The following is a 24,667-nucleotide window of genomic DNA, read 5'->3' as shown; positions in this document are numbered from 1 at the left end:
CTTGTTTAATACGCGCTGCGGAATTTTTCCGCGAGGCAAGCGACGGTGAGGGGACTCTGTCGTTGGGTCACACGCTGTCACTTGAAATGAAATCAAACAATTACTTGTTCGAGGGGCGTAAGTGAATAAAGGCGAACTGATTGAACACATTGCCGGCGAAGCAGACATTTCCAAGGCAGCCGCGGGACGTGCAGTAGACGCATTCATCGGTGCAGTAAAGACCACGCTGAAGAAGAATGGCACGGTGACGCTGGTAGGTTTCGGCACCTTCGCCGTGGGCAAGCGCGCAGCCCGTACCGGTCGCAATCCGCAGACTGGTGCAGCGATCAAGATCAAGGCAGCAAAGGTTCCGAAATTTAAAGCTGGCAAAGCTTTAAAAGATGCTATAAAATAATGTTCTTTCGTTGCTGAGGTAACAAGCAACGAGACTGTTCAAGGTTGCCGGGCGCTTAGCTCAGTTGGTAGAGCGGAGCCCTTACAAGGCTTAGGTCGGGAGTTCGAGCCTCTCAGCGCCCACCAGCATCTTGCAGTCAGCACCAGTTTAGGAGCGGTAGTTCAGTTGGTTAGAATACCGGCCTGTCACGCCGGGGGTCGCGGGTTCGAGCCCCGTCCGCTCCGCCAGATAAAACGCCTCATTCGCAAGAATGAGGCGTTTTTGTTTTTGCGCAGCAAAAACTGCGGAGGGGAGGGAGCCGCCTGCGCGGCTCCCGGCGGGGCGAGAAGGGAATCGCTTGCAAGCGATTCCGCGGCCTGCGCCTGTGTAGGAGAGCCCCGTCCGCTCCGCCAGATAAAACGCCTCATTCGCAAGAATGAGGCGTTTTTGTTTTTGCGCAGTAAAAACCTTTCGGGGCGGCGGCCATCTAGCGTGTGACAACCACCTCCCCGGATCAAGACTAAAAAAAACGGTGTACTTCATCAAGAAGTACACCGTCCACCCCCTCCGGTTTCCCCGGTATCGCGCATGGCTGATGTTGTAATCCCCGGCTCGCCTGGGCGTCAAGCCGCAGTGCGACAGCGGCGCCGCGATCCTTGTGTCAAAAGCGCGCCAAGCCTGGTATCAGCCATTCATAAATTCATAAATTCATTGATGCATTGATTCAGTAGGTCAGCGTCACGGTCACGGTATCCGAATAGGAGCCAGCCAGCGGCGTCTGGGCGGCCGGGATCTGGCCATACACGGTCAGGGTCTGGGCCAGGCCGCTGCCAGTGCCGGTCAGGGTGTCGGTGCCGATGGTCGAGCCCCAGTTGCTGCTGCGGGCCGAGTCGCGGTACAGGGCATAGTTCAGGGTGCCGCCGCCGGAGGCGCTCATCTTGCGGTTGCTGACGGTAGCACCGGTGCCGGTGCCGGCATCCAGACCCACGTTGTAGGCAGTGCCGTTGGTGCACTGGACGGTGATGCTGCCGGTCTGGTTCACCACGGCCTGGGTGTAGGCGCCGAAGGCGATCGAAGAACCCACCACAGTGCAGGAAGCCACCACCGAAGCGCTGATGGTCAGGGAGGCGCTGGCCGTTGCTGCGAAAGAAGCCGGAGCGGCGCAGGTCAGGGTAGCGGCGGCCACGCAAGCGGCGATGAAGCGGTTTTTCTTGGTCACGAACATGTTGGTTCTCCTGATGTCTGGCTGCCCCGTTCGCGCCCCTTGCGTGAACTTCCCTGTGCAGCTGGTATGGAGACACTTTAGCGGCAGGGTCGAGGAGACAACATCCGGGTATTCCTTAAGAAGCTGCCAATAGTCCTCGGGAAAAACCTGATGCGTGGCAAACATGCTGCAGACCTGTCCTCTGTGCCACGCTTCAGTAGGTGATGAGGATGGTAAGCGTATCCAGGTAACTACCCGCCTTCACATTCTGGCTGCCGGGTACCCGTCCATAGACGGTGTAGTGCTTCACCACCGGCGTGAGCACCTGCAACAGGTAGCCGTCGGTGATGAAGCTGGTGCCGGAGGAACCGTCGCCCCAGATGCTGCTGCGGGCCGCATCGGTATAGACCTGGTAGTTCAGGCTGTTGGCGCCGCTGAGCATCTTGCGTTGCGACAGCGCGCCGCTGTTGCCGCTGCTGAGCTTGACAGTGTAGGCCATCAACAGCGACACCGTGGCCTGGCAGGTCACGCTGATGCTGCCGGCGTTGTCGATGGTGGCGCTGGATTGCGGATCGTAGAGGCCGAAGGAAACCGGACTGGACGAGGCCGAGCACACCTGCTGCGCACCCGCAGGCGTCCCGGCGACTAGCAGCAGGGCCAGTATCGCGGCGCGGGCCATTCTCATGCGGGCTCCCTGGCAAAGACGATATTCATCGGCACACCACCACTTCATTGGCCATCCCTCCCTCGCTGCGCACCGGCGGCACCAGCGTGGCATGGCACTGGTCGCCCGAGGGCAGCAGTACATCCAGCGTATTGAGCGGCGCCAGCTCCTGCAGATAGCTCACGCCATCGTAGCCCACCGGCGCCTCCAGGCCCGTTTCCCTGACCCGGATGCTTGCGCCGATCGGGAGATAGTTGCCCGCCGCATCCTTGAGCGTGAGCGTCACATCCGAGGCGCGCCGTGCATTGAAATGGACGATGACGCCGGAACGATCGCGCGGCTTGACGTACTGGTCGGACTGATCCAGTTGCAAGGTCAACGGCAGGTCCAGCACGTCCACCGAGATCTTGTTGACGTCGTAGGCGCGCAGGTCGGTCAGCAGCAACTGACCATTGTCGTCGGTGCGTCCGGCATAGCGGTTCTCGTTGTAGATGCCGACATTCTTCACGCCGCTGGCATTGACCACGGCGAAGCTGTCGTCGATCCAGTCCGAGGCGAAGACGCCGCCATCCATGAAGGCCAGCGCGCCGCGCGCACCCAGGCGCTGGCTGGAAATGGTGCCGCCCTGCGAGACGCCGGCGCTGAAGCTGCCGACGCGGCTCTTGTAGTTGAGCTGGGCCAGGCGTTGCTGGTAACTGCCTTCGGTGTCCTGCAACTGCCAGCCGAGGTCGCCGATGGCGACCGTGGAACGGCTGGCTTGCAGCGTGGCGGTGCGCTGGCCATTGTTGTTGTTCATGCTGGCGCCGACCACATCGCGCCCGCCCAAGGGAATGATGATGCCCACCGAGGCGCCATAGCCGCTGTTGCGGAAGTCGCGGTAGCCGGTCAGGTACATGCTGGCCGTGCTGCCCAGTGATTTGAAGTAGGTGAGCGTCAAGGTCTCGCTGTCGGCCAGGCCCGTGGTGCCGAGGTCGGTGAACAGCAGCGGGCTCTTGCTGCGCGCATACGCCATGCTCAAGGAGCCGGCGCTGCCCAGGTTCATGCCCAAGGTGGCCACGGTGGCGCTGCGGGAGACGGGCGCTCCCTGGAGCGCGCCAATGTCCTGGTAGTCGCGGGTGGCCTGGGTGCGGCTGAGCGACAGGCTCAGGGGATCGGCGTTGCGTTCGATGGCCAGCGAGAACTGCTGGCCCGAGCCGCTGGCCGCGTTGCTGGCCGATAGCGCCGAGGCCAGCACGGCGCGGTTGCCGAGGTTGAAGACGGCGCCGCCGCCCCCCAACTTCAGGCCGTGCATGGCTTCGGCGTGACCCTCCAGGGTCAGCCAGTCGCTCACGCCATGACGCGCTGTTCCCGACAGCGCGAACTGTCCATAGTCATTGCTGCGCAGCCCATAATGGCGGCGCACCCAGCCGCCTTCGGCCGAGTAGGAGGACAAGCCGGGCTTGAGAAGCCGGTCCGTTGCGTAGAAATTCACCGTACGCAAGGTCTGCCGTCCCAGCTCATCGGTCACCGCCACGGCGATCTGCCCCGCGCCGCTGGCGATAGGCGGCTGGCGGATTTCAAAGGGGCCGGGCGGCACCGGCTGCGACAACTGGCGCACGCCATTGACGAACAGGTCGACCGTCGACGGCACCACCGTTTCTCCGCCCAAGGATGGCGTAGGGAAGCGCACCAGGTCGGGACGCAGGTTGAAGTCCGAAGCGTACTGGAAGCCGCCGAGCCGCACCGAACGGCTCCACGCCAGGCTGCTGTTGATGACGTCGCCCAGACGGTAACGCGTGAGGCTGGCCGGCTGGGAATAGGTCAAGGTGCTTTCCAGCCGCGCCGAGACGCCGCCGCTGTTGCCGGTGTAGCCCAAGGCGCTGGAGCTCACGACAGCGCTGCCGGAGAACCAGCGCGCATCGAACAGTCCGCCCAGCGCGTGCTGACCCTGGCCGGAGCTGGCCAGCAGGTCGTAGTTCAGTACAGCGCCCTGTGCTGCGGGCGAGAGCGGCACTCTGGCCGCGGCGCTGTTGGCTTCGATGTCGGTGATGTTCATGAAACGCGGTGCAATCTCCAGGTTGACCTTGGCGGCAGCTTCGTCGAGCTGGATGCGCGAGGCCAGGGCGCGGATGGCAATGAGCTCGTCATCTCCGCCATCCACCCGCAGGTTCAGGCTGCGCAGCTCGGCGGCGCTGGCATACAGCTCGCGCTGGCGGCGGGTGAATTGCGCCACCAGATTGGTGTCGCGCCCGTTGATGGCGACCTCCAGCAACAACAGTTCGTCGCCCGGTTCAGCGGCCCACCCCGGCAGGCAGGACAGCAGCAGGATCAAGGGCAGCAGCCAGAGCGGCGGGCGTCTCAAGGCGCAACGGTCAGTTCGGTATCAATCGGCCCGGCATCGCTGTTGGCAGTCAACTTGACTTTGCTGCCAGCGGCCAGCGGGGTCTCGGTCTCGATCAGGTACTGGCGGGTGAGCCCGGCCAGGGTGTAGGGATTGCCGCCCGCCGGGGCGTTGATCTTCTTGCCGTTGGGGAGCGTCAGGGCCAGGTCCAGCAGGCGGGCGCGGCGATTGCCGCTGTTTTGCACCATCAGCCGGGCTGGCTTGCCCGCATGTAACTGGTAGTCAAGCTGAAGTTTAGGCGCGGTATTGGCCGCAATGAACACTGGCATCGAAATGCGGAACTTGAAGCTGATGAGCGCTCCCTCGCTGCTGGAGGGGATCTCATCGATCAGCAGCCGAAAGGCAATCTCGCTGGCGCCCGCGGCCTGCCGCGACACCACCCGGATGACCTGCGAAGCGCCGGGCGCGAGGTTGAATACCGGCGGACTGATGATCAGGTTCTGGGTGGGTTGCAGCTCATCCTTGCTGTCGACCTGGTTCCATTCATAGGCGCGGACCTGCAGCGAGACGTTGTGGTTGTCGTTATTGACGATCTTGACCACCCCCGCCGTGCGGGCCGAGGACAGCTCGAGCACCACCGGCGCAATCTCGAAGTTCGAGGCCAGCGCCGGCGGGACGGCCGTTATCGTCAGCAGGCAGGCCAGGACGCAATACCGGATACAAGACTTGGCGCAGGAACGCCACAGGGAAGCGGATCTCGTCACGCTGCGAAATCTCCAATCGGGTTGTCAGCTCTTCGTCAGTTCTTGGTAGAGTAAAGGCAAACGGAAGTTAAGTAATAGTCAAAGTTGCGCTTGAACCACAATATTTGCGCAAAAATTAACTATTGACTTGAGCGGGCGTGACTTGAGTTAGCCTTGCCGAGGCAGCAAGGCACAGCACTGCGGCAGCGCGCAGTTCAGTAGGAGAGGGTGATGGAGACGACGTCGCTATAGGCGCCGGCACGGGGCGACTGACCGGCCGGGACGTAGCCGTAGACCGGGAAGTTCTGCGCATTGCCGGTGCCGACCCCGGCGACGGCGGCGCTGCCGGTGTTCCAGGCCGTGGTGCGGGCGGCATCCTGGTAGAGGCCGTAATCGATCCAGCTGGCGCCATCAGCGCTAGCCATCCTGCGATTGGCCGAGCCGGCCGCACCCTGGTCCAGGCCCACGGTGTAGCTGGTGCCGTTGGAGCAGGTGACGCCGATCTGGGCGTTTTGCTGCAGGGCGCTGGAGCCATACACGCCAAACGGCAGCGCCGCACTCTGGACGCTGCATTGCTGGGTGACGATGGCGGAAATTTCCAGATTACCGGTCGGAGCGGCCGCCAGCGCGTTGCCGATCCCAGCCAGCGGCAGGGCAGCAAGAAGTAACAGGAGCGGGGACGTCTTCATGGTCATGCTGCTTGGTTATACCGCTTGGTTGTACTGCTCGGTTGTAATGCTTAGAGGCAGGCGGTTGGCATCAGGAAAAACTTGATACTATTATAGAATTAATTCTAATAATAACTTCGTGAAAGTGCCGGCAAGCCACACTTTCATTTGAAAATTTAAATGAAGTTAAGGCAATTTGCTGACTAATTGCAAACATATTGCCTAATTTCGCGTGCAGCGGTACCGACCAGTCGCACCCGGCAAGAACAGAGATAAATGCGCGACCACGGTCGTGCGGCGCAGTCATCGGGGGATTTCATCGCAGTCCCGGCTCAGCACAGGCAGAGGTCATGTGTTTGCGTTCTAGGTAACCAGATTTCAATAAAACGATGTAACTGGATCAAAGGAAAGGGACCAAGCGCGGCAATGCCGGAACCGCTCTCGCCAGCATTCCGGGACATCGAGGAACTTGCCCGCAACAGCGGTGCAGGAGGGGCGCGGAACCTCACGCTGTCGGAAACTTGCTGCCAATTCGAACATGCCGATCACCAAACAAAGCCAGCTGGCGCGCGCCAGCACCGGCATCTTCTTCCTGCTGGCCTTGCTGCTGTCCATCGGAGTGGCGGGGTTCTCCTATCACAGCGTGCGCGACTTCGAGCAGCGCGCCGTGTGGCTGCAGCACACCCATACCGTGATCAATGTCCTGGAAGAAACCAATTCCGCCTTGCGCGAGACCGTGGGCAACTCGCGTGGTTACGTGCTGTCCGGCAATGAAGAGTACCGCACCAGCTTTGAAGCGGGAGTACGGCACGTGCAGGCGTTGATGCAGGACCTGCGCCGGCTCATGAGCGATAACGAGCGCCAGATCGAACGGCTGGACAGCACCGAGGACCTGGTCAACCAGCGCCTGGCGCTGTCGCGCGAGATCCTGGCGCTGCGCCCGGAACAGGCGCGCGAACGGGTGCTCGAAGGCAAGGCCCTCAGCGACGAGATCCGCCGACGTTTTGCTGAAATGAAAGGCAATGAGAATGCCTTGCTGGCCAAGCGTTCGCAAGACACCAGCGCCAGCGCCGACCTCACCATCTTCATGGTCGTCAGCGGCAGCCTGCTCAGCATGGCCTTGCTGGTGCTGGTCTACAGCAAGCTGCGCCGCGAGATGGACCGCCGTATCGACGCCCAGCAGCGCGCCCAGGCCTATTCCGACGAAATCGAAGACCTCTACAACAACGCCCCCTGCGGCTACCACTCGGTGGATGAGAGCGACAAGAAGATCATCAAGATCAACGACACCGAATTGAAGTGGCTCGGCTATACCCGCGAACAGGTGGTGGGCCGCATGACCCATACCGACCTGCTGGCCCCGGCCAGTGCCGAACGCTATCTGCGCGAACTGCAACCGCAGTTCATGTTGAAGCGCGAGATCAGTGGCATCGATCTCAACTACCGGCGCGCCGATGGCAGCGAATTCACCGCGCTGGTCAACGCCACCGCCATCCCCAGTCGCGACCGCAGCAAGCTCATCAGTCGCACCGTCATCTACGACATCTCCGACCGCAAGCGCGCCGAAGAAGAGATCGAGGCCCTCAATGCCGACCTCAAGCGCCAGGCCCTGCACCTGCACAGCGTCAACAAGGAGCTGGAAAGCTTTTCCTATTCGGTCTCGCATGACCTGCGCGCACCGCTGCGCGCCATTTCCGGTTACGCCATGATCCTGGAAGAAGATTACGCCGACGCCATCGACGAGAAGGGCCGCGAGCAATTGCAGGTGATCCGTCGCAATGTGCGCAAGATGGATGAACTGATCAACGACCTGTTGAAGCTGGCCAAGTCGACCACCGGAGAACTGACGCTGGAACGTTTCTCCATGGATGATCTGGTGAGGCAGGTGATTGCCGGCTTGCGCCGCGAAAATCCCAATGTCCTGTTCGATGTGCCACCTCTGGAGGGCGCGGTGGCCAATCGCGGGCTCATTACCCAGGTGTGGGAAAACCTGCTCAGCAACGCCGTCAAGTTCAGCAGCAAGAGCGAGCAGCCAGCAGTGCGCGTGAGCATGCAGGTGGAGCCGGAGGAATACATCTACGGCGTCCATGACAACGGCGTGGGCTTTGACATGCGCTATGCCCACAAGCTCTTCGGCACCTTCCAGCGCTTGCACCGCCAGGAAGAGTATGCCGGCACCGGCATCGGCTTGGCGCTGGTGCAGCGCATCGTGATCCGCCACACCGGCCGGGTGTGGGCGCAGAGCAAGCCCGGCGAAGGCGCCAGTTTCTACTTTTCGCTGCCGCGCAAGGGCCTCTCGCCCAGCCTGGTCGAGCGTCGCGAGGCCGGCAGCGGATCATCCACCTTCACCAATGAGGCCGCACGTCCATGAGTATTCCGCTGCGAGTGCTGTTTGTCGAAGACATGGAAGAAGACGCCTTCCTGATGGTGCGCGAACTCAAGCGCGGCGGCTTCGAGCCCGCCTGGGAGCGCGTCGACGACGAGCAGGCGCTGTTGGCCGCCTTGCAGGCCCAGCCCTGGGACATCGTCATCTCCGACTATTCCATGCCCATGTTCAGCGGCGTGGAAGCCTTGAAACTGGTCAAGGCGCACAATGACCAGACCCCCTTCATCATCGTCTCCGGCGTGATCGGCGAGCAGACGGCGGTGGAGGTCATGAAGGCAGGCGCCCAGGATTACTTCCTCAAGAGCGCCATCGGCCGCCTGCCGCACGCGGTGGACCGCGAGCTGCGCGACGCCCAGGCGCGGCGCAAGCAGCGCGCCAGCGCCCAGGCCCTGCGCGAAATGCAGGCGCGCTTCAACGCCTTCATGAATGCCGCGCCGATGCCGACCTGGATCAAGGATGCGCAGCTGCGCTACAGCTACGTCAATCCGGCGCAATCGGCCTTCTACGGCATGACCCCGGGCGACATGGACGGCCTGACCGACCTTGAACTCATGAGCAGCGGCGCGGCCGCCGCCTCGCAGGAAAATGACCGCAAGGTGCTGGAACAGAAGTGTGAGCTGCACACCCAGGAAACCGTGTTCGATCACAACCACAATGCGCGCATCCTCGATGTGGTGCGTTTTCCCATTAGCGGGGAAGGCAAGGGCGACATGGTGGCCGGACTGGCCATCGACGTCACCGAGCGCGAACAGTCGCGGCGCGATCTGGAACTGGCCATCCAGCGCCAGCAGTTGCTTTCTTCGCGCGTGATCGAGGTGCAGGAGCGCGAGCGCCAGCACCTGGCGCGCGGCCTGCATGACGACGTCGGACAGTCGCTCACGGCGCTGAAGATCAATCTGGAAACCATCAAGAAGATGGGCTCCCTGGAAGGGCCGTCGCTGCAGAACGGCATCGACATCGTCACCGCCGTGCTGGCCCAGGTGCGCAGCCTCTCGCTGGACCTGCGCCCGCCGCAGCTGGACAACCTGGGACTGATCGCCGCCCTGCGTTCCTATGTGGAACAGAAGTCCAAGCTGGCCAACGTCAATGGCTGGTTCGAGAGCAGCGGTCACGACGAGCAGTTGCACCACGACATCGAAAACACGGCTTTTCGCATCGTGCAGGAAGCTGTTACCAATATCCTGCGCCACGCCCGCTGCCAGAACATCTGGGTCAAGATCGACCGCCAGCACGACCAGGTCTACCTGAGCATTCGCGATGACGGCCGCGGTTTCGACATCGAGCGCGCGCGCAGCAACGCCATTTCCGGCACCAGCTTCGGTCTGCTCAACATGGAAGAGCGGGCCGTGCTGGTGGGCGGTTCCATGGAGATCACTTCAGCGCCCGGCGCAGGGACGGAAATCGTCATGCACCTGCCGGTCGCCCCCATTGTCAGGAGGATGTAAATGCTTACTCGAATCATGCTGGCCGACGACCACGCCCTGGTGCGCAGCGGTATCAAGGCGTTGCTCACGGCCATGCCCGGCGTGGAGGTGGTGGGCGAGGCCTCCGACGGGGCCGAGGTCATCGAGATGATTCCCCAGCTCAAGCCCGACCTGGTGCTGCTCGATATCGCCATGAAGGGGATGAACGGTCTGGAAGCCTTGCGCCGCCTGCGCGGCGAATACCCGACCATCCGTTTCCTGATGCTGTCCATGTATGGCAGCGAGGAATACGTGATGCAGGCCTTGAACGCCGGCGCCAACGGCTATCTGTTCAAGGATTCGGCCGCAACAGAGCTGGAGAAGGCGCTCTATGAGGTCAAGCATGGCCGGCAATACCTCGATTCGCATATCTCCCGCGAGGCGCTGGACAACTACATGAAGCGCGTGGCCCAGAACGGCACGCCGGTGGAAGTGCTCACGCCGCGCCAGCGCGAAATCCTGCAATTGATTGCCGAAGGCAACAATACCAAGGAGATCGCTTACCAGTTGAACGTCAGCGCCAAGACCATCGAGACCCATCGCGCGCAACTGATGGAACGGCTGGATATCCGCGACGTGCCCGGGCTGGTGCGCTATGCCATTCGCACCGGCATTGCCACTCCGGACAAGTGACCGGAATGTGGCTTTAGGGAAAAATCTGATTTTTTTTGAAATCGACTGTGCAATAATCCTCGGACAGGGCGGAAAGCGGCATCGGCACTGGTGTTCAAGCCAAGTCCCGTTGTCACAAAAATGTTGCAGGGCAGCGAAAGCGGGCCAGTCGTGTCGCCGCTGCAAAACCGGGGTGGACAGGAGCACGGAACGCAATAGGGCGGCCGTAGTGGTCAGACCAATATCAATAAGTTCCGGCTTGAAATTTATCGAAGAAAGCGATCCATCCATGGATATCGAGCAATACGACATCATCCTCGTTGACGACAGCCCCGAAGTGGCCGAGCTGACGCGCCTGGCGCTGGGCAGTCGCAAGCTGGCCGACAAGCTGACCTGGTTCGCCGATGCCGAGCTGGCCGAGGAATTCTTTTTCCAGGGCGAATACGCCCAGCGCCGCGACCTGCATCCCTACCTGATCCTGCTGGACCTGAACCTGCCGCTGATGAGCGGCCATGATTTCCTCAAGATCATCAAGTCCAACGCCGCCACCTCGCATATCCCGGTGGTGATGTTCTCGTCCTCGGATGACCAGCGCGACATCAACCAGAGCTATGAGCTGGGCGCCAATGGTTACGTGGTCAAGTCCACCGATCCCAAGGAATTCATGGGGACCGTGGTCGATACCGGCATCTACTGGCGCAACCGCAACCGTCCGGCGCGCAACGAAGAGGGCGCGGGGAGGTGAGTGCAGCACCAGCACAGCCTTGCGCTGTGCTGCGATATCTGCCAATACCCGCAGCTATCCGCAACTATCCGCAAGCAGCACAAAAACAGAAGCGCGGCCCGAGCCGCGCTTTTTTTCGTCCATCTGCCGGCGGGCCGCTGGGTCGCTGTGATGTCAGCCCGGAAACTGCCGCAATCCTTCCAGGTCGTTGATGGTGATGCTGCCGTAGTCGACCTTGAGCAGACCGGCCTTTTCCAGCACCTGCAAGGCCTGGTTGGCACGCTGGCGCGACGTACCGGAAAGATTGCCGACTTCTTCCCGCGAGATCTGCAGGTTCAGCCCGATGCCCGGGTTCAGGTAGGGATTGAAGAGCGCCGCCAGGCAACGCGCCACCCGCGCATCCGGCTCCAGCATGCGGTCGTATTCCACCAGCGAGATGAACAGCGCCAGGCGCTCGTTCAATTGCGTGACCAGGAAGCGGTTGAAGGGAATGCTGTTGTCCAGCAGCCAGATGTAGGTCGCCTTGGGCATGTAGAGCAGTTCGCTCTCTCGCAGCGCCACCACGTCATACTTGCGCGGTTCGTCCTTGAGTAGCGAGCCTTCGCCCAGCCAGCCGCCGTTGGCCATGCCGGCGAAGGAAACCGTCTTGCCTTCGGGAGAGACGCTGCTCATCTTCAGCAAGCCCTCGTGCACGCCTATCCAGTGCGTGACCGCATCGCCCTTGCGGCAGACATAGCCGCCGGCGGGAATCTTGCGGCTGACCACTTCTGTCTCGACCCGCGCCAGTTGCTCCTCGGTCAGTGCCTGCGCCCAGATGCTCTTGGCGAGCATGCGTCGTATTGATGTCTCCATGATGATGCGTCGCAATATCGAAAGTTTTGTCAATTGTCGGTGAGATGACATCTACTGGCAATAACAGTCTCTACTATCATCGCAAAAAAGGGCTGGCTAGCATCCAGACCCACTACAGAGACAGGACAGCTGGCATGCCCGACACAATGACTGCCGCAGTAAGAGCAGCGTAAGCCTGGCAGCACAGACTGATCCGACACCGGGTTCGTTTCCTCACGCAAAAGAGTGAATGAGACGGATCTTTCGAACCTGCACAAGAAGGTGGGAAGATGGTGGAGACGAGACAAGACAGGGAGGCCGCGACCTTTCCGCGGCTGTTGCTGGCGCATGCCCGCCAACGTCCTGAGCGGGCAGCCTTCCGCGAGAAGGACCTGGGCATCTGGCAGACCACGAGCTGGCGCCAGGTGGCCGAGGAAGTGCGCAGCTTCGCCTGCGGCCTGGCGGCGCTGGGTTTCAGGCGCGGCATGAGCCTGGCCATCATCGGCAACAACTGTCCACGCCTGTACTGGGCCATGAGCGCCGCGCAGGCCCTGGGCGGCATGCCCGTGCCGTTGTACCAGGATGCGCCGGCGGCTGACATGGCCTATGTGCTGGCCGACGCCAACGTCGACTTCGTCATGGCCGAAGACCAGGAGCAGGTCGACAAGGTCTTCGAGATCAAGGAAAGCCTGCCGCGCATCGCCCACGTCATCTACGACGACGAGCGCGGCATGCGCAACTACCACCAGCCCGAGCTGCTCTCCTTTGCCCGCGTGCAGGAACTGGGCCGGGCCTACGAGCGCGCACATCCGGATTTCTTCGACCAGGAAATCGCCGCCGGCTCGCCCGACGACGTGGCCATCATCCTCTATACCTCCGGCACCACTGGCAAGCCCAAGGGCGTGTGCCATTCGCACCGGGCCATGATCACCACCGCCACCACGCTGGTGGAGTTCGATCATCTCGATGAGAACGACGACATCCTCTGCTACCTGCCGCTGGCCTGGGTGGGCGACTTCCTGTATTCGTTCGCGCAGCAGCATGTGGCCGGCTTCTGCCTGAACTGCCCGGAGTCGCCCAACACCGTGATGACGGACCTGCGCGAGATCGGCCCGACCTATTATTTCGCGCCGCCGCGGGTCTACGAAAACATCCTCACGCAAGTGATGATCCGTATCGAGGACGCCGGCTGGCTCAAGCGCAAGATGTTCCATGGCTTCATGAAGGTGGCGCGCCGGGTTGGCATGCGCATCCTCGATGGCAAGCCGGGCGTGTCCCTGCTCGATCGCCTGCAATATGGACTGGGCAGCTTGCTGGTGTATGGACCACTGAAGAACGTGCTGGGCATGTCGCGCCTGCGCGTGGCCTATACGGGCGGTGAGGCCATCGGGCCGGACCTGTTCGACTTCTATCGTTCGCTGGGCATCAATCTCAAGCAGCTCTATGGCATGACCGAGACCTGCGTGACGGTCTGCATGCAGCCCTCGGGCGACGTCAAGCTCGATAGCGTGGGGCGGCCGATGAAGGGCGTGGAAGTGCGCATCGACGAAAACGGCGAAGTGCTGGTGCGCTCGCCTGGACTGATGAAGGAATATTTCAAGCGGCCCGACGCCACCGCCGAGGCCATCGATGCCAATGGCTACTTCCACACCGGCGACGCCGGCTTCTTCGACAGCGACGGTCACCTGAAGATCATCGACCGCGCCAAGGATGTCGGCAAGATGGCCAGCGGCAGCATGTTCGCACCCAAGTACATCGAGAACAAGCTCAAGTTCTTCCCCTTCATCAAGGAAGCCGTGACCTTCGGCAATGGCCGCGAGCAATGCATGGCCTTCATCAACATCGACATGGATGCGGTGGGCAACTGGGCCGAACGGCGCAACCTGGCCTATAGCGGCTATACCGACCTGGCCGCCAATCCCGCCGTCTATGCGCTGCTGCGCGAATGCGTGGAGAAGGTCAACGCCGACCTGGCCGCCGATCCGCTGCTGGCTGATTCGCAGATCCATCGCTTCCTGATCCTGCACAAGGAGCTCGATCCCGACGATGAAGAATTGACCCGCACCCGCAAGGTCCGGCGCGGCTTCATCGCCGACAAGTACGCGGTGCTGATCGAAGCGCTCTACGCCGGGCGTGCATCGCAGTACATCGAGACCCAGGTCAAGTTCGAGGATGGCCGCCAGGGCATGATCTCGGCCGACCTCAAGATCGCCGAGGCCAAGACCTTCAAGACGCTGCAAAGCGCCGCCTGAGCAGCACGCAGTCCCGTCCCGCACGCGCGGCAAGAGTGCGCGTGCGGCCAGCAGCGTAGCCCGACCAGACCATCGCTGAATGAACACGACCATGAAACGACACCTGTCTTCCGAAATCCTGCCCTCGGGCCTGCCGCCGGTGGCCAGCCCCGATGACGAGGCGCCTGCGGTCGCCGCCAATGGCCGCCGCATCGGCGAAGTCATCCTGGACCTGCAGAACATCTCGCTGTCCTTCGGTGGCGTGAAGGCCTTGACCGATATCTCCTTCGACGTGCGCGAACACGAGATCCGCGCCATCATCGGCCCCAACGGCGCCGGCAAGAGTTCGATGATCAACGTCATCAACGGCGTCTACCATCCGCAGAAGGGGCGCATCCTCTATCGCGGCCAGCCGCGCGCGGGCATGCACCCCAGCGCCATTGCGCGCCAAGGTATTGCACGCACCTTCCAGAATATCGCGCTCTTCAAGGGCATGACGGTGCTGGACAACATCATGACCGGGCGCAATACCAAGATGCGCTCCGGCCTGCTTTCCAACGCCATGTGGTGGGGCGCGGCCCGCAATGAAGAGATCGAGCACCGCCGCAAGGTGGAGCAGGTGATCGACTTCCTGGAGATCCAGCACATCCGCAAGACCCCCGTGGGACGCTTGCCCTATGGCTTGCAGAAGCGCGTGGAGCTGGCGCGGGCGCTGGCGGCCGAACCGCACATGCTGCTGCTGGATGAGCCCATGGCCGGCATGAACGTGGAAGAGAAGCAGGACATGTGCCGCTTCATCCTCGACGTCAATGACCAGTTCGGCACCACCATCGTGCTGATCGAACATGACATGGGCGTGGTCATGGATATCTCCGACAGGGTGGTGGTGCTGGACTACGGCAAGAAGATCGGCGATGGCACGCCCGAGGAGGTGATGGGCAATGAGGATGTGATCAAGGCTTACCTTGGGACTTCCCACTGAAGGTGGCCCGCTTCGGAAAAGCAAAAACAATATAAAAAATAAAAACGATATGGACATGGCAGGCAAGGAGACGACATGCAATTCTTCCTCGAAGTCACCCTGAGCGGCTTGCTCTCGGGGCTGATGTATTCCCTGGTGGCGCTGGGCTTCGTGCTGATCTACAAGGCCTCCGGTGTGTTCAATTTCGCGCAGGGTGCGATGGTGTATTTCGCCGCCCTGGCGGTGGTGGGGCTGATGGAAAAGGGCATGCCGATGTGGGCCGCCATCATCGGCGCCTTCGTGGTGATGATCCTGGTGGGCCTGGCCACGGAGCGCTTCGTGCTGCGCAAGCTGGTGAACCAGCCACCGATCACGCTCTTCATGGCCACCATCGGCCTGACCTTTTTCCTGGAAGGCCTGGGGCCTTTGCTGTTCGGCAGCGAGGTGCGGCCGATTGATCTTGGCATCGTCGATGAACCGATCCAGTCGGTGATGGACAGTATTGGGATCGGCATCTCCAAGTTCGACCTCTTTGCCTCCGGCATGGTGGTGGCGCTGGTGGCGGCGCTGGCGCTGTTCTTCCAGAAGACCAAGGTGGGCCGCGCCTTGCGGGCGGTGGCCGACGACCACCAGGCGGCGCTGTCGCTGGGCATCCCGCTGCAGCACATCTGGGCCGTGGTGTGGGGCGTGGCCGGTTTCGTGGCGCTGATCGCGGGTCTCTTGTGGGGTTCGCGCAATGGCGTGCAGTTCGCGCTGACCATGACGGCGCTGAAGGCCTTGCCGGTGCTGATCCTGGGCGGATTTACCTCGATTCCCGGGGCGATCGTGGGGGGACTCATCATCGGCGCCTCCGAGAAACTGGCCGAGATCTACATTCCGCCGGTGATGCAGGACGCCTTCGGCGGCAACTTCGGCGGCATCGAGGGCTGGTTCCCGTATGTGTTTGCGTTGCTGTTCCTGCTGGTGCGGCCGGAAGGCTTATTTGGTGAGCGGCATATTGACCGTGTATGAAGGAGCGCTGTTTTCAACGTTGGAAATATGGATGGGTTGGTTGAAACGGGTGGCACCCAGACAACCGTTCGTCCTGAGTAGCGGCATAGCCGCGTATCGAAGGCCCGCAGACGGTTGTGTGGGCGACGAACGCAGGAGAGTCTTCGATACGGCCCTGCCGGGCCTACTCAGTCCGAACGGTATGTGATGGATCAAGCAAGTGCAGGGATAGGAACAGGAACAAGGAGACCGAGATGCTGTACCGTGAAGCAGGACAATTCAAGACAAGCTACATCGCCGACAGCCAGATCTTCCCGATCCGCCAGGATCGCATCATCTTCACGCTCTTCATGGTGTTCGCCTTCGTGGGCGTGCCCTTGCTGGGCAGCGAATACTGGTTCTCGGCCATCCTGGTGCCCTTCCTGGTGTTTGCCCTGGCCGCCCTCGGCCTGAACGTACTGACCGGTTACGCTGGTCAGCTCTCGCTGGGCTCGGCGGCCTTCATGGCGGTGGGCGCCTACGCGGCCTACAACTTCCAGTTGCGCGTGGACGGCATTCCCATCGTCGCCACGCTGCTGCTCTCGGGTGGCTGCGCGGCGCTGGTGGGTGTGCTGTTCGGGCTGCCGTCGCTGCGCATCAAGGGCTTCTACCTGGCCGTGGCCACGCTGGCGGCGCAGTTCTTCGTGGTGTGGGCGCTGACCAAGTTTCCCTGGTTCTCCAACAATTCTTCCTCGGGCGTGATCAGCACACCCAAGATCGATTTCTTCGGCATCGCCATCGATACGCCGGTGCGCAAGTATCTCTTCGTGCTGGCCGTGGTGAGCGTGCTGGCGCTGGTGGCCAAGAACCTGGTGCGCTCCAGCACGGGACGCGCCTGGATGGCGGTGCGCGACATGGACGTGGCCGCTGAAGTGATCGGCATCCCCTTGATGCGCACCAAGCTGACCGCCTTCGCGGTGAGCTCCTTCTACTGCGGCGTGGCCGGCGCACTGTATGCCTTCTGCTACCTGGGGTCGGTGGAGCCGGACGGCTTCTCGCTGGACCTGTCCTTCCGCATCCTCTTCATGATCATCATCGGCGGCGTGGGCAGCATCCTCGGTTCCTTCCTGGGCTCGGCCTTCATCCTGCTGCTGCCGATCTTCCTCGACAACGCGCTGCCGCCGCTGGCAGCGCTCTTGCACCTGCCTTTCACCAATGCCACCGTGTCGCACATCCAGATGATGGTGTTTGGCGCGCTGATCATCTTCTTCCTGATCGCCGAGCCGCACGGACTGGCGCGACTGTGGCAGATCGCCAAGGAAAAACTGCGCCTGTGGCCGTTCCCGCACTGAGCGCCGCAGCAAGCAAGGAGCTAGGAGGAGGCCGGAGCATCGGCGTCCGATAAAAGTCGGCAACGACAACATAAAGGAGACGAGACCATGAAGAGCATCAAGCATCTGCGGCAGCTGCTATTGGCCACCGCCTGCGCCGCCAGCCTGCTGTCGGCGGCCGCCCCGGCGCTGGCGCAGGCCAGCGACCAGTTCATCGCCATCCCCAGCTACCGGGTCGGCCCTTATGGCACCAACGGCCAGTCGTATTACGGCGGCTATGTCGATTACCTCAACTACATCAACATCAAGGAAGGCGGCGTCAATGGCGTCAAGCTGTCCTGGGAAGAATGCGAGACCGAGTACAACAACGCCAAGGGCGTGGAGTGCTACGAGCGCATGAAGAACAAGAACCCGGTCACCCACGGCACCGCCATCAACCCCATGGCCACCGGCATCTCCTATGCCTTGATCGACAAGACCGCCGAAGACAAGGTGCCGCTGGTGATGATCGGCTATGGCCGTACCGATGCGGTCGATGGCTCGGTGTTCCCGTATGCCTTCCCGCTGGTGACGACCTACCAGATGCAGGTTTCGGCCATCGTCAAGTACCTGGCCGGCAAGAACAATGGTTCGCTGGCAGGCAAGAAGATCGTCTTCCTGTACCACGACTCGGCCTATGGCAAGGAACCCATCGTGGCGCTGCAGGCGGAAGCTTCCATCGGCAAGTTCAAGCTGGTGGAAATCCCGGTGGCGCACCCCGGCAACGAGCAGGGCGCGCAGTGGCTGCGCATCCGCCAGGAGAACCCCGACTACGTGATCTTCTGGGGCTGGGGCGTGATGAACCAGACCGCGCTGAAGGCGGCGCAGAAGGTCGGCTATGCGCGTGACAAGATCGTCGGTTCCTGGTGGGCCGGTTCGGAAGAAGACACCATTCCCGCCGGTGACGCCGCCAAGGGCTATCTGTCGGCGACCTGGAACGTCGCCGGCAAGGATGTGCCCGTGATCGCGGACATCGACAAGGTAGTCTATGGCGCGGGCAAGGGCAACATGCAGGACAAGAACAAGCTCGGCTCCATCCTCTACAACCGCGGCGTCTCGGCGGCCATCGCCACCGTGGAAGCGGTGCGGACCGCCCAGGGCAAATACGGCAAAGGCAAGGTCATGAGCGGCGAGCAGGTGCGCTGGGGCTTTGAAAACCTCAACATCACCGATGCCCGTCTCAAGGCGCTGGGTGCGACCGGCCTGCTGCCGGAGATCAAGACCTCCTGCGACAACCATGAAGGGTCCGGCAAGGTCAAGATCCAGCAATGGGATGGCAGCAAGTGGGTGCTGGTATCGGACTGGATCGAGGGCAACAAGAACCTGATCCACCCGCTCTTCAAGGCGTCTGCGGCGAAATACGCAAAAGAAAAAGGCATCACTCCTGCCTGCATGAAGTAGGCGCTTGCGCCGGCGGTTCTGCTCGTCTCCCACGGCCGCCGGTGCTTTTTTGGGAATGCGAATGACCATGAATGCCACACCGATCCAGACCAGTGCTGCTGTCCCTTCCGCTGCCCCGGCAACGGTAGCCAAGGCGCTGGCCATCAACAACATCGAAGTGATCTATGACCACGTGATCCTGGTCTTGAAGGGCGTCTCGCTGGACGTGCCCGAGGGCAAGATCGTGGCGCTCCTGGGCGCCAATGGCGCGGGCAAGAGCACGACCTTGAAGGCCATCTCCAACCTGCTGCACGCCGAGCGCGGTGACGTGACCAAGGGCAGCATCGAATTCCGCGGTGAGCGCGTGGACCGCATGACGCCCAACGACCTGGTCAAGCGCGGCGTGATCCAGGTGATGGAAGGGCGGCATTGCTTTGGCCACCTGACCGTGGAAGAAAACCTGCTCACCGGCGCCTACACGCGTGGCATCAGCAACGCTGAAGTGAAGCACGAGCTGGAAAAGATCTACGATTATTTCCCGCGCCTGAAGGTGCGGCGCAAGTCACAGTCCGGCTATACCTCGGGCGGCGAGCAGCAGATGACGGCCATCGGCCGCGCCATGATGGCCAAGCCGTCCATGATCTTGCTGGACGAACCCTCGATGGGACTGGCCCCGCAGATCGTCGAAGAGATCTTCGAGATCGTCAAGGACTTGAACAGCAAGGAAAAGGTCTCCTTCCTGCTGGCCGAGCAGAACACCATGGTGGCGCTGCGCTACGCCGACTTTGGCTACATCCTCGAAAACGGGCGTGTGGTGATGGAAGGTGCAGCCAGCGAACTGGCCGATAACGAAGACGTCAAGGAGTTCTACCTCGGCGTCTCCGGGGCTGGCCGCAAGAACTTCCGCGACATGAAGTTCTACCGCCGCCGCAAGCGCTGGCTGGCCTAAGGGGAGGGCGACATGTCCGATCCCAGACAGGTAGTGGCTGAACTGGATGCGCTGGAGCGGCGCGATCCACAACAGCGTGAAGAACAGTTGATGCGCGCGCTGCCGCAACTGCTGGCGCGCGCGCAAAGCGCAGCTGGATGGGCGCGCATCCTTGGGGGTGTCGATGCGGCGGCTATCAGCTCGCGTGCGGCGCTGGCGCAGTTGCCGGTCACGCGCAAGTCCGACCTGAAGGAGCTGCAGACCCGCGAGAGTCCCTTCGGCGGCTTGAATGCCACGCCCACGCGGCAGTTGCGGCGGCTCTTTGTCTCGCCCGGCCCGATCTTCGATCCGGAAGGCCACGGCGCTGACTGGTGGCGCTTTGCCAGTCCGATGAAGGCGCTGGGACTGCAGGCCGGACACATCCTGCAGAACTGCTTTGCCTATCACTTCACGCCGGCGGCCTTCATGGTCGAGGGCGCGGCGGCCCGGTTGGGCTGCGCAGTGATTCCGGCCGGCATTGGCCAGACCGAATTGCAGGTCAATGCGATGGCAGCCCTCAAGCCCGATGCCTATGTCGGCACGCCCTCGTTCCTGAAGATCATCATCGAGAAGGCGCAGGAAATGGGGGCGGATATCTCCAGCGTGCAGCGCGCGCTGGTCAGCGCCGAGGCGTTGCCGCCGTCGCTGCGCAACTGGTTCCATGAGCATGGCGTGCCGCAGGTGCTGCAACTCTACGCCTCCGCCGATATCGGCAACATCGCCTACGAGACCATGAGCGAAGGCGCGGTGCATCCGGGGATGGTGCTGGATGAAGCGCTGATTCTGGAAATCGTGCGGCCCGGTACCGGCGACCCCGTGGCCGCAGGCGAAGTGGGCGAGGTGGTGGTGACGTCCTTCAATCCCGACTATCCGCTGATCCGTTTCGGCACCGGCGACCTGTCGGCGGTGGTGCCGGGCGTCTCTCCCTGCGGGCGCACCAATACCCGCATCAAGGGCTGGATGGGACGCGCCGACCAGACCACCAAGGTGCGCGGCATGTTCGTGCATCCTTCGCAGGTGGCCGACGTGCTGCGACGGCATGCCGATGTCTTGCGGGCGCGGCTGGTGGTCTCTGGCGAGATGGCCAATGACGTCATGACCCTGCATTGCGAAGTAGGTGATCCGGAAAATCCCGCCATCGACGTGGGCGCGCTGGCTGGCAGCCTGCGCGAGGTGACCAAGCTGCGGGGCGAAGTGTTGCTGGTGGCCCCGGGTAGCTTGCCCAATGACGGGAAGGTCATCGAAGATGCGCGGAAGTACGAATAGCCATGCCGTCGACATCGCTTGTACCACCCACACCCGTTCGGACTGAGTAGCGGCGCTGCCGCGTATCGAAGGCGCTGCGGCGGTTGCGCCTCATGTGCGCCTTCGATACGGCCCTGGCGGGCCTACTCAGTCCGAACGGTAGGTGGTTGAGCGGAAAATGGCAGGTAAATGAATATCGAGGTTGGGCATCAGGCTTTCAAGGCGATTTGCGCTTGTGCATGTGAAGCTTCGCGCATAAAATCGGAAACGGAACATTGGTTCCAACGTCGCTCGGACGGTTCCGGGCGCTTACGTGAAAGACCTCCATGACGCAATCCGCCGATTCGCGCGATCCCTCGCGCTCGCCTGACGCTTCCGCTGCTTCCTCCGCTTCTGCCGCTTCCGCCGCTTCCCCTGTCGTTCCTCCCGACGCCTTCCCGGTCAGCTTCCCGCGCATCGAACGCCTGCCGCCCTACGTCTTCAATATCACCGCCGAACTGAAGATGGCGGCCCGCCGTCGTGGCGAAGACATCATCGACATGTCCATGGGCAACCCCGATGGCGCCACGCCGCCGCACATCGTCGAGAAGCTGGTGGAAGTGGCGCAGCGCCCTGATACCCACGGTTATTCCTCCTCCAAGGGCATTCCACGCCTGCGCCGCGCCATTGCCCACTGGTATCGCAGCCGCTATGAGGTCGACTTCGATCCCGACAGCGAAGCCATCGTCACCATCGGTTCCAAGGAAGGCCTGGCGCACCTGATGCTGGCCACGCTCGACAAGGGCGACACCGTGCTGGTGCCCAATCCCAGCTATCCCATTCACATCTATGGCGCGGTCATCGCCGGCGCCAATATCCGCTCGGTGCGCATGAGCCCGGGCGTGGACTTCTTCGACGAGCTGGAACGCGCCGTGCGCGAGAGCTACCCCAAGCCCAAGATGATGATCCTGGGCTTCCCCTCCAACCCGACCGCGCAATGCGTGGAGCTGGAGTTCTTCGAGCGGGTCGTCAAGCTGGCGCGGGAACACCAGATCCTGGTGGTGCATGACCTGGCCTATGCCGACATCACCTTCGATGGCTGGAAAGCGCCGTCCATCATGCAGGTGCCGGGTGCGCGCGAGGTCGCGGTGGAATTCTTCACGCTCTCCAAGAGCTACAACATGGCCGGCTGGCGGATCGGCTTCATGGTCGGCAATGCGCGGCTGGTGGCGGCGCTGGCGCGCATCAAGAGCTATCACGACTATGGCAGCTTCACGCCGGTGCAGGTGGCGGCCATTGCGGCGCTGGAGGGCGACCAGTCTTGCGTGGAAGAGATCCGCGCCAATTACGAAAGGCGCCGCAATGTCCTGGTCAAGGGCTTGCACGAGGCGGGCTGGATGGTCGATGTGCCCAAAGCGTCCATGTACATCTGGGCGCGCATTCCCGAACCCTATCGCCAGTTCGGCTCGCTGGAGTTCGCCCGCATCCTGCTGGAACAGGCCAAGGTCTGCGTCTCGCCAGGCATCGGTTTTGGCGAATACGGCGACGAGTACGTGCGCTTTGCCCTCATCGAGAACGAGTCGCGCATCCGCCAGGCCATCCGCGGCATCAAGGCCATGTTCAAGAACGCCAAGGGAAGCTGAGCGCGCTCTGTCCAGCCTGCGCAGCCTGGAACTGTGCAGGCGCGGGCGCGGTCTGACGCATACCTTCACCCGATGATTTTCTTAGATGATGAAAAAAATAATACTCGCCAGTCTCGTAGCACTCAGTGCTGCAGCAGCCGTGGCGCCTGTTGCTCAGGCGCAAGTCTCGGTCAATATCAACATCGGCGCGCCGCCGCCGCCCCGCGCGGAACCGCTGCCACCGCCGCGCCACGGTTTCATCTGGGTGCCGGGCTTCTGGGACTGGGACGGTCATCGTCATTTCTGGCGCGAAGGCCAGTGGCTGCGTGAGCGTCCCGGTTATGTCTATGCCCAGCCGGTCTGGCGCCAGGGGCCGCGTGGCTGGGAGCTGGATCGCGGCGGTTGGCGCGGTGGTCCGCCACCGGGGCGCGGGCCGCGTCACGAGGATTGGGATGATCATGGACCAGGGCCGGGCCCGGGCCGTGGCCGCGATTGCCCGCCAGGCCATGCGCGCAAGGGTGAGTGCTGATGTCCCTGCGCTGATCTGATTTATCCGCTGCAGCAAGAACGGCCGCGACGTCGATGACGTGGCGGCCGTTTCTTCATGGCGGCATGGGGAGCGTCAGGTCTTGTCCATCAGGGCGGAGATGGCGAAGGAAACGATGCCTGCCGTGACGCAGAATACCGCCAGCCGGTAATGCGGGATGAACTTGAGCACGAGCGGCATGAGGAAGTACAGGACGACGGCGATCAGGATGCTGGTGATGAGTCTTTTCATTGTCTTGGCGATCAAGGTTTTTATGCTGGCGTAATGATAGTGCGATTTGCGCCGGCATGCCGCATTCAGCGTGCCGGTCGTGTCGGCGCGGGTATGGGCGTGGGCGTGGGTGTGGGTGCAGCGGCCGGGGCCGGCGTGGCAGCCGGCAGCGGCTTGGCGCCCGGCGGCAGGTTCTCGTCGACCGCTTCATCGCTGCGGCCGCCGCCGTGGGCATTGAAGAACTCCACGACGGTACGCGACGCATCCATGTTCTGCGAAGACTTGCCGCCATTGATGATGGGGATGACCGCGCCCGGCCAGGCGTGGCCGCCGCCCTTGACTTCGTACAGCACCACGGACTGCGGATCGGTCTTGCTGCGATAGGTATATTGCCGGATGGTGGTGCCATCGTTGGCGGTGTCGGCAATGTCGGTCACGGCAGGACGCGGCTCGGCGCCATTGGCCTTGACCCAGGTCTCGATGGTGCGGGCCACCGAGAGGCGCGGCAACTGCGACACTTCCTGCTTGCCGATCCCGCCCAGGAAGGGAATGAAGGGGTCCTCGCTGCCATGGATGTGCAGCACCGGCATGGGCGCCTTGACCGTCTCCGGCGGCACGTCCAGCACCGCGCTGACGACCGCTACCGCCTTGAACAGTCCGGGCGCCTCGGCGGCCATGCGATAGGCCATCATGCCGCCATTGGACACCCCCACCAGATAGACCCGTTGCGGGTCCGCCAGCCCATCCTTGGCCAGCTTCTCGACCAGTGCACGCAGGAAGGCCACGTCATCGACCTTGTGCATCTGGGCATAGCCGCAGCAGCCGCCGGAATTCCAGGTGCGGGCGTCGATGGCCAGGCCAGTGCCGTTGGGGTAGGCGATCATGTAGCCGGCCGCCTCGGCGATCTCGGTCAGGCCGGTGGCGCGCGCCATGAGCGAACCGCTGGAACCGCTGGCGTGCAGGGCGATGATCAGCGGACGGGCTTCGCCCACGCTGGTGCGCTCTGAGAAATAGGCGCGCGAGAGATTGCCGACGCGAATGGTCTTGAGCGACAGGTCAACCGCCTGGGCCGAGGGCGGCGCCGCCACCCCCAGGCCCAGGCCCAGCAGGCAGGCCATCAGGCCGCGCCGCGACAGGCGCGGCAGGGAGCGGAGGGGAGGGAAAGGACGCAGGCGGGACAGCAGGCGGATCGTCATAG

22 protein-coding genes and 2 tRNA genes are annotated in these 24,667 nt (G+C 62.5%); 16 read left to right on the top strand and 8 right to left on the bottom strand.

Features of this window, described 5'->3' with window-relative positions; genetic code table 11:
* Positions 1 to 121: 121 nt before the first annotated feature.
* From ACP92_RS12870 to ACP92_RS12860, 3 genes are all read left to right on the top strand, one after another.
* Positions 122 to 394 carry an HU family DNA-binding protein gene (locus tag ACP92_RS12870; RefSeq protein ID WP_041310791.1) on the top strand — a complete coding sequence of 91 codons (273 nt, stop codon included), beginning with the start codon at positions 122 to 124 and terminating at the stop codon, positions 392 to 394.
* A gap of 49 nt (positions 395 to 443) precedes the next feature.
* A tRNA-Val gene (locus ACP92_RS12865) sits at positions 444 to 519 on the top strand.
* 25 nt (positions 520 to 544) lie between these two features.
* A tRNA-Asp gene (locus ACP92_RS12860) sits at positions 545 to 621 on the top strand.
* Positions 622 to 1,097: 476 nt separating this feature from the next.
* Here the strand turns inward: ACP92_RS12860 and ACP92_RS12855 are convergent.
* From ACP92_RS12855 to ACP92_RS12835, 5 genes are all read right to left on the bottom strand, one after another.
* Positions 1,098 to 1,598, bottom strand: coding sequence for a Csu type fimbrial protein (locus tag ACP92_RS12855; RefSeq protein WP_013234554.1), 501 nt, complete (start codon positions 1,596 to 1,598; stop codon positions 1,098 to 1,100).
* A 193-nt stretch (positions 1,599 to 1,791) separates the two neighbouring features.
* On the bottom strand, positions 1,792 to 2,262 hold the full coding sequence (locus tag ACP92_RS12850) for a Csu type fimbrial protein (protein WP_041310789.1): 471 nt from the start codon (positions 2,260 to 2,262) through the stop codon (positions 1,792 to 1,794).
* Between the two features lie 25 nt (positions 2,263 to 2,287).
* Positions 2,288 to 4,582 carry a fimbria/pilus outer membrane usher protein gene (locus ACP92_RS12845; RefSeq protein WP_013234552.1) on the bottom strand — a complete coding sequence of 765 codons (2,295 nt, stop codon included), beginning with the start codon at positions 4,580 to 4,582 and terminating at the stop codon, positions 2,288 to 2,290.
* Positions 4,579 to 5,325 (bottom strand): fimbrial biogenesis chaperone, encoded by a 747-nt coding sequence (locus ACP92_RS12840; protein ID WP_013234551.1) that lies wholly within the window; start codon positions 5,323 to 5,325, stop codon positions 4,579 to 4,581. Before ACP92_RS12840 ends, ACP92_RS12845 begins: the two co-directional genes overlap by 4 nt.
* Before the next feature lie 194 nt (positions 5,326 to 5,519).
* On the bottom strand, positions 5,520 to 5,999 hold the full coding sequence (locus ACP92_RS12835; RefSeq protein WP_013234550.1) for a Csu type fimbrial protein: 480 nt from the start codon (positions 5,997 to 5,999) through the stop codon (positions 5,520 to 5,522).
* 511 nt (positions 6,000 to 6,510) lie between these two features.
* Here ACP92_RS12835 and ACP92_RS12830 point away from each other — a divergent pair.
* From ACP92_RS12830 to ACP92_RS12815, 4 genes are all read left to right on the top strand, one after another.
* On the top strand, positions 6,511 to 8,343 hold the full coding sequence (locus tag ACP92_RS12830; RefSeq protein WP_048348567.1) for a sensor histidine kinase: 1,833 nt from the start codon (positions 6,511 to 6,513) through the stop codon (positions 8,341 to 8,343).
* Positions 8,340 to 9,803 carry a hybrid sensor histidine kinase/response regulator gene (locus ACP92_RS12825; RefSeq protein ID WP_041310787.1) on the top strand — a complete coding sequence of 488 codons (1,464 nt, stop codon included), beginning with the start codon at positions 8,340 to 8,342 and terminating at the stop codon, positions 9,801 to 9,803. The genes ACP92_RS12830 and ACP92_RS12825 overlap by 4 nt, the downstream gene beginning before the upstream one ends.
* Complete coding sequence (locus ACP92_RS12820; protein ID WP_008329401.1) at positions 9,804 to 10,454, top strand: response regulator; 651 nt, start codon at positions 9,804 to 9,806, stop codon at positions 10,452 to 10,454.
* 268 nt (positions 10,455 to 10,722) lie between these two features.
* On the top strand, positions 10,723 to 11,178 hold the full coding sequence (locus tag ACP92_RS12815; protein ID WP_013234547.1) for a response regulator: 456 nt from the start codon (positions 10,723 to 10,725) through the stop codon (positions 11,176 to 11,178).
* 153 nt (positions 11,179 to 11,331) lie between these two features.
* On the opposite strand, the gene ACP92_RS12810 is transcribed toward ACP92_RS12815, so the two are convergent.
* The gene (locus tag ACP92_RS12810; protein WP_240727238.1) at positions 11,332 to 11,988 is read right to left on the bottom strand and encodes a Crp/Fnr family transcriptional regulator; all 657 of its coding nucleotides are present in this window, start codon (positions 11,986 to 11,988) and stop codon (positions 11,332 to 11,334) included.
* Between the two features lie 290 nt (positions 11,989 to 12,278).
* Here ACP92_RS12810 and ACP92_RS12805 point away from each other — a divergent pair, with 290 nt between their 5' ends.
* The 9 genes from ACP92_RS12805 (at position 12,279) to ACP92_RS24285 (ending at position 23,241) form a co-directional block, all read left to right on the top strand.
* Positions 12,279 to 14,240: an AMP-dependent synthetase/ligase gene (locus ACP92_RS12805; RefSeq protein ID WP_013234545.1), complete on the top strand. Its 1,962-nt coding sequence runs from the start codon at positions 12,279 to 12,281 to the stop codon at positions 14,238 to 14,240.
* Positions 14,241 to 14,319: 79 nt separating this feature from the next.
* Positions 14,320 to 15,201 (top strand): ABC transporter ATP-binding protein, encoded by an 882-nt coding sequence (locus ACP92_RS12800; protein ID WP_013234544.1) that lies wholly within the window; start codon positions 14,320 to 14,322, stop codon positions 15,199 to 15,201.
* A gap of 75 nt (positions 15,202 to 15,276) precedes the next feature.
* Entirely contained in the window at positions 15,277 to 16,191 is a 915-nt protein-coding gene (locus ACP92_RS12795) for a branched-chain amino acid ABC transporter permease (protein WP_013234543.1), read from the top strand.
* Between the two features lie 233 nt (positions 16,192 to 16,424).
* On the top strand, positions 16,425 to 17,501 hold the full coding sequence (locus ACP92_RS12790) for a branched-chain amino acid ABC transporter permease (RefSeq protein ID WP_013234542.1): 1,077 nt from the start codon (positions 16,425 to 16,427) through the stop codon (positions 17,499 to 17,501).
* 87 nt (positions 17,502 to 17,588) lie between these two features.
* Positions 17,589 to 18,920, top strand: a complete 1,332-nt coding sequence (locus ACP92_RS12785; protein WP_013234541.1) for an ABC transporter substrate-binding protein — start codon at positions 17,589 to 17,591, stop codon at positions 18,918 to 18,920.
* A 61-nt stretch (positions 18,921 to 18,981) separates the two neighbouring features.
* A complete protein-coding gene (locus tag ACP92_RS12780) occupies positions 18,982 to 19,848 on the top strand; it encodes an ABC transporter ATP-binding protein (RefSeq protein WP_013234540.1) in 867 nt (288 codons plus the stop codon).
* 12 nt (positions 19,849 to 19,860) lie between these two features.
* Positions 19,861 to 21,132 carry a phenylacetate--CoA ligase family protein gene (locus ACP92_RS12775; RefSeq protein ID WP_013234539.1) on the top strand — a complete coding sequence of 424 codons (1,272 nt, stop codon included), beginning with the start codon at positions 19,861 to 19,863 and terminating at the stop codon, positions 21,130 to 21,132.
* 305 nt (positions 21,133 to 21,437) lie between these two features.
* Positions 21,438 to 22,733 (top strand): alanine transaminase, encoded by a 1,296-nt coding sequence (gene alaC / locus ACP92_RS12770; RefSeq protein WP_013234538.1) that lies wholly within the window; start codon positions 21,438 to 21,440, stop codon positions 22,731 to 22,733.
* An 88-nt stretch (positions 22,734 to 22,821) separates the two neighbouring features.
* Positions 22,822 to 23,241: a YXWGXW repeat-containing protein gene (locus ACP92_RS24285; protein WP_171941742.1), complete on the top strand. Its 420-nt coding sequence runs from the start codon at positions 22,822 to 22,824 to the stop codon at positions 23,239 to 23,241.
* A gap of 93 nt (positions 23,242 to 23,334) precedes the next feature.
* On the opposite strand, the gene ACP92_RS24860 is transcribed toward ACP92_RS24285, so the two are convergent.
* Together ACP92_RS24860 and ACP92_RS12760 are read right to left on the bottom strand one after the other, a co-directional pair.
* Complete coding sequence (locus ACP92_RS24860) at positions 23,335 to 23,490, bottom strand: hypothetical protein (protein ID WP_208857373.1); 156 nt, start codon at positions 23,488 to 23,490, stop codon at positions 23,335 to 23,337.
* Positions 23,491 to 23,555: 65 nt separating this feature from the next.
* The gene (locus ACP92_RS12760) at positions 23,556 to 24,665 is read right to left on the bottom strand and encodes a CE1 family esterase (RefSeq protein ID WP_013234536.1); all 1,110 of its coding nucleotides are present in this window, start codon (positions 24,663 to 24,665) and stop codon (positions 23,556 to 23,558) included.
* Between the last annotated feature and the right edge of the window lie 2 nt (positions 24,666 to 24,667).

The organism is Herbaspirillum seropedicae (assembly GCF_001040945.1).
GTDB classification, from domain to species: Bacteria; Pseudomonadota; Gammaproteobacteria; order Burkholderiales; family Burkholderiaceae_D; genus Herbaspirillum; species Herbaspirillum seropedicae.
The sequence above is the reverse complement of the archived record's forward strand: the minus strand, read 5'-3'. Positions and strand labels throughout refer to the sequence as shown.

Excerpts from the sequence above, each read along its gene's own strand:
- ACP92_RS12825 (WP_041310787.1), top strand. The coding sequence starts at position 8,340 with ATGAGTATTCCGCTGCGAGTGCTGTTTGTCGAAGACATGGAAGAAGAC.
- ACP92_RS12795 (WP_013234543.1), top strand. The coding sequence starts at position 15,277 with ATGCAATTCTTCCTCGAAGTCACCCTGAGCGGCTTGCTCTCGGGGCTG.
- ACP92_RS12835 (WP_013234550.1), bottom strand. The coding sequence starts at position 5,999 with ATGACCATGAAGACGTCCCCGCTCCTGTTACTTCTTGCTGCCCTGCCG.
- ACP92_RS12830 (WP_048348567.1), top strand. The coding sequence starts at position 6,511 with ATGCCGATCACCAAACAAAGCCAGCTGGCGCGCGCCAGCACCGGCATC.
- ACP92_RS24285 (WP_171941742.1), top strand. The coding sequence starts at position 22,822 with ATGAAAAAAATAATACTCGCCAGTCTCGTAGCACTCAGTGCTGCAGCA.
- ACP92_RS12855 (WP_013234554.1), bottom strand. The coding sequence starts at position 1,598 with ATGTTCGTGACCAAGAAAAACCGCTTCATCGCCGCTTGCGTGGCCGCC.
- ACP92_RS12790 (WP_013234542.1), top strand. The coding sequence starts at position 16,425 with ATGCTGTACCGTGAAGCAGGACAATTCAAGACAAGCTACATCGCCGAC.
- ACP92_RS12760 (WP_013234536.1), bottom strand. The coding sequence starts at position 24,665 with ATGACGATCCGCCTGCTGTCCCGCCTGCGTCCTTTCCCTCCCCTCCGC.
- alaC (WP_013234538.1), top strand. The coding sequence starts at position 21,438 with ATGACGCAATCCGCCGATTCGCGCGATCCCTCGCGCTCGCCTGACGCT.
- ACP92_RS24860 (WP_208857373.1), bottom strand. The coding sequence starts at position 23,490 with ATGAAAAGACTCATCACCAGCATCCTGATCGCCGTCGTCCTGTACTTC.
- ACP92_RS12820 (WP_008329401.1), top strand. The coding sequence starts at position 9,804 with ATGCTTACTCGAATCATGCTGGCCGACGACCACGCCCTGGTGCGCAGC.
- ACP92_RS12850 (WP_041310789.1), bottom strand. The coding sequence starts at position 2,262 with ATGAGAATGGCCCGCGCCGCGATACTGGCCCTGCTGCTAGTCGCCGGG.
- ACP92_RS12775 (WP_013234539.1), top strand. The coding sequence starts at position 19,861 with ATGTCCGATCCCAGACAGGTAGTGGCTGAACTGGATGCGCTGGAGCGG.
- ACP92_RS12785 (WP_013234541.1), top strand. The coding sequence starts at position 17,589 with ATGAAGAGCATCAAGCATCTGCGGCAGCTGCTATTGGCCACCGCCTGC.
- ACP92_RS12800 (WP_013234544.1), top strand. The coding sequence starts at position 14,320 with ATGAACACGACCATGAAACGACACCTGTCTTCCGAAATCCTGCCCTCG.
- ACP92_RS12810 (WP_240727238.1), bottom strand. The coding sequence starts at position 11,988 with ATGCTCGCCAAGAGCATCTGGGCGCAGGCACTGACCGAGGAGCAACTG.
- ACP92_RS12805 (WP_013234545.1), top strand. The coding sequence starts at position 12,279 with ATGGTGGAGACGAGACAAGACAGGGAGGCCGCGACCTTTCCGCGGCTG.
- ACP92_RS12815 (WP_013234547.1), top strand. The coding sequence starts at position 10,723 with ATGGATATCGAGCAATACGACATCATCCTCGTTGACGACAGCCCCGAA.
- ACP92_RS12780 (WP_013234540.1), top strand. The coding sequence starts at position 18,982 with ATGACCATGAATGCCACACCGATCCAGACCAGTGCTGCTGTCCCTTCC.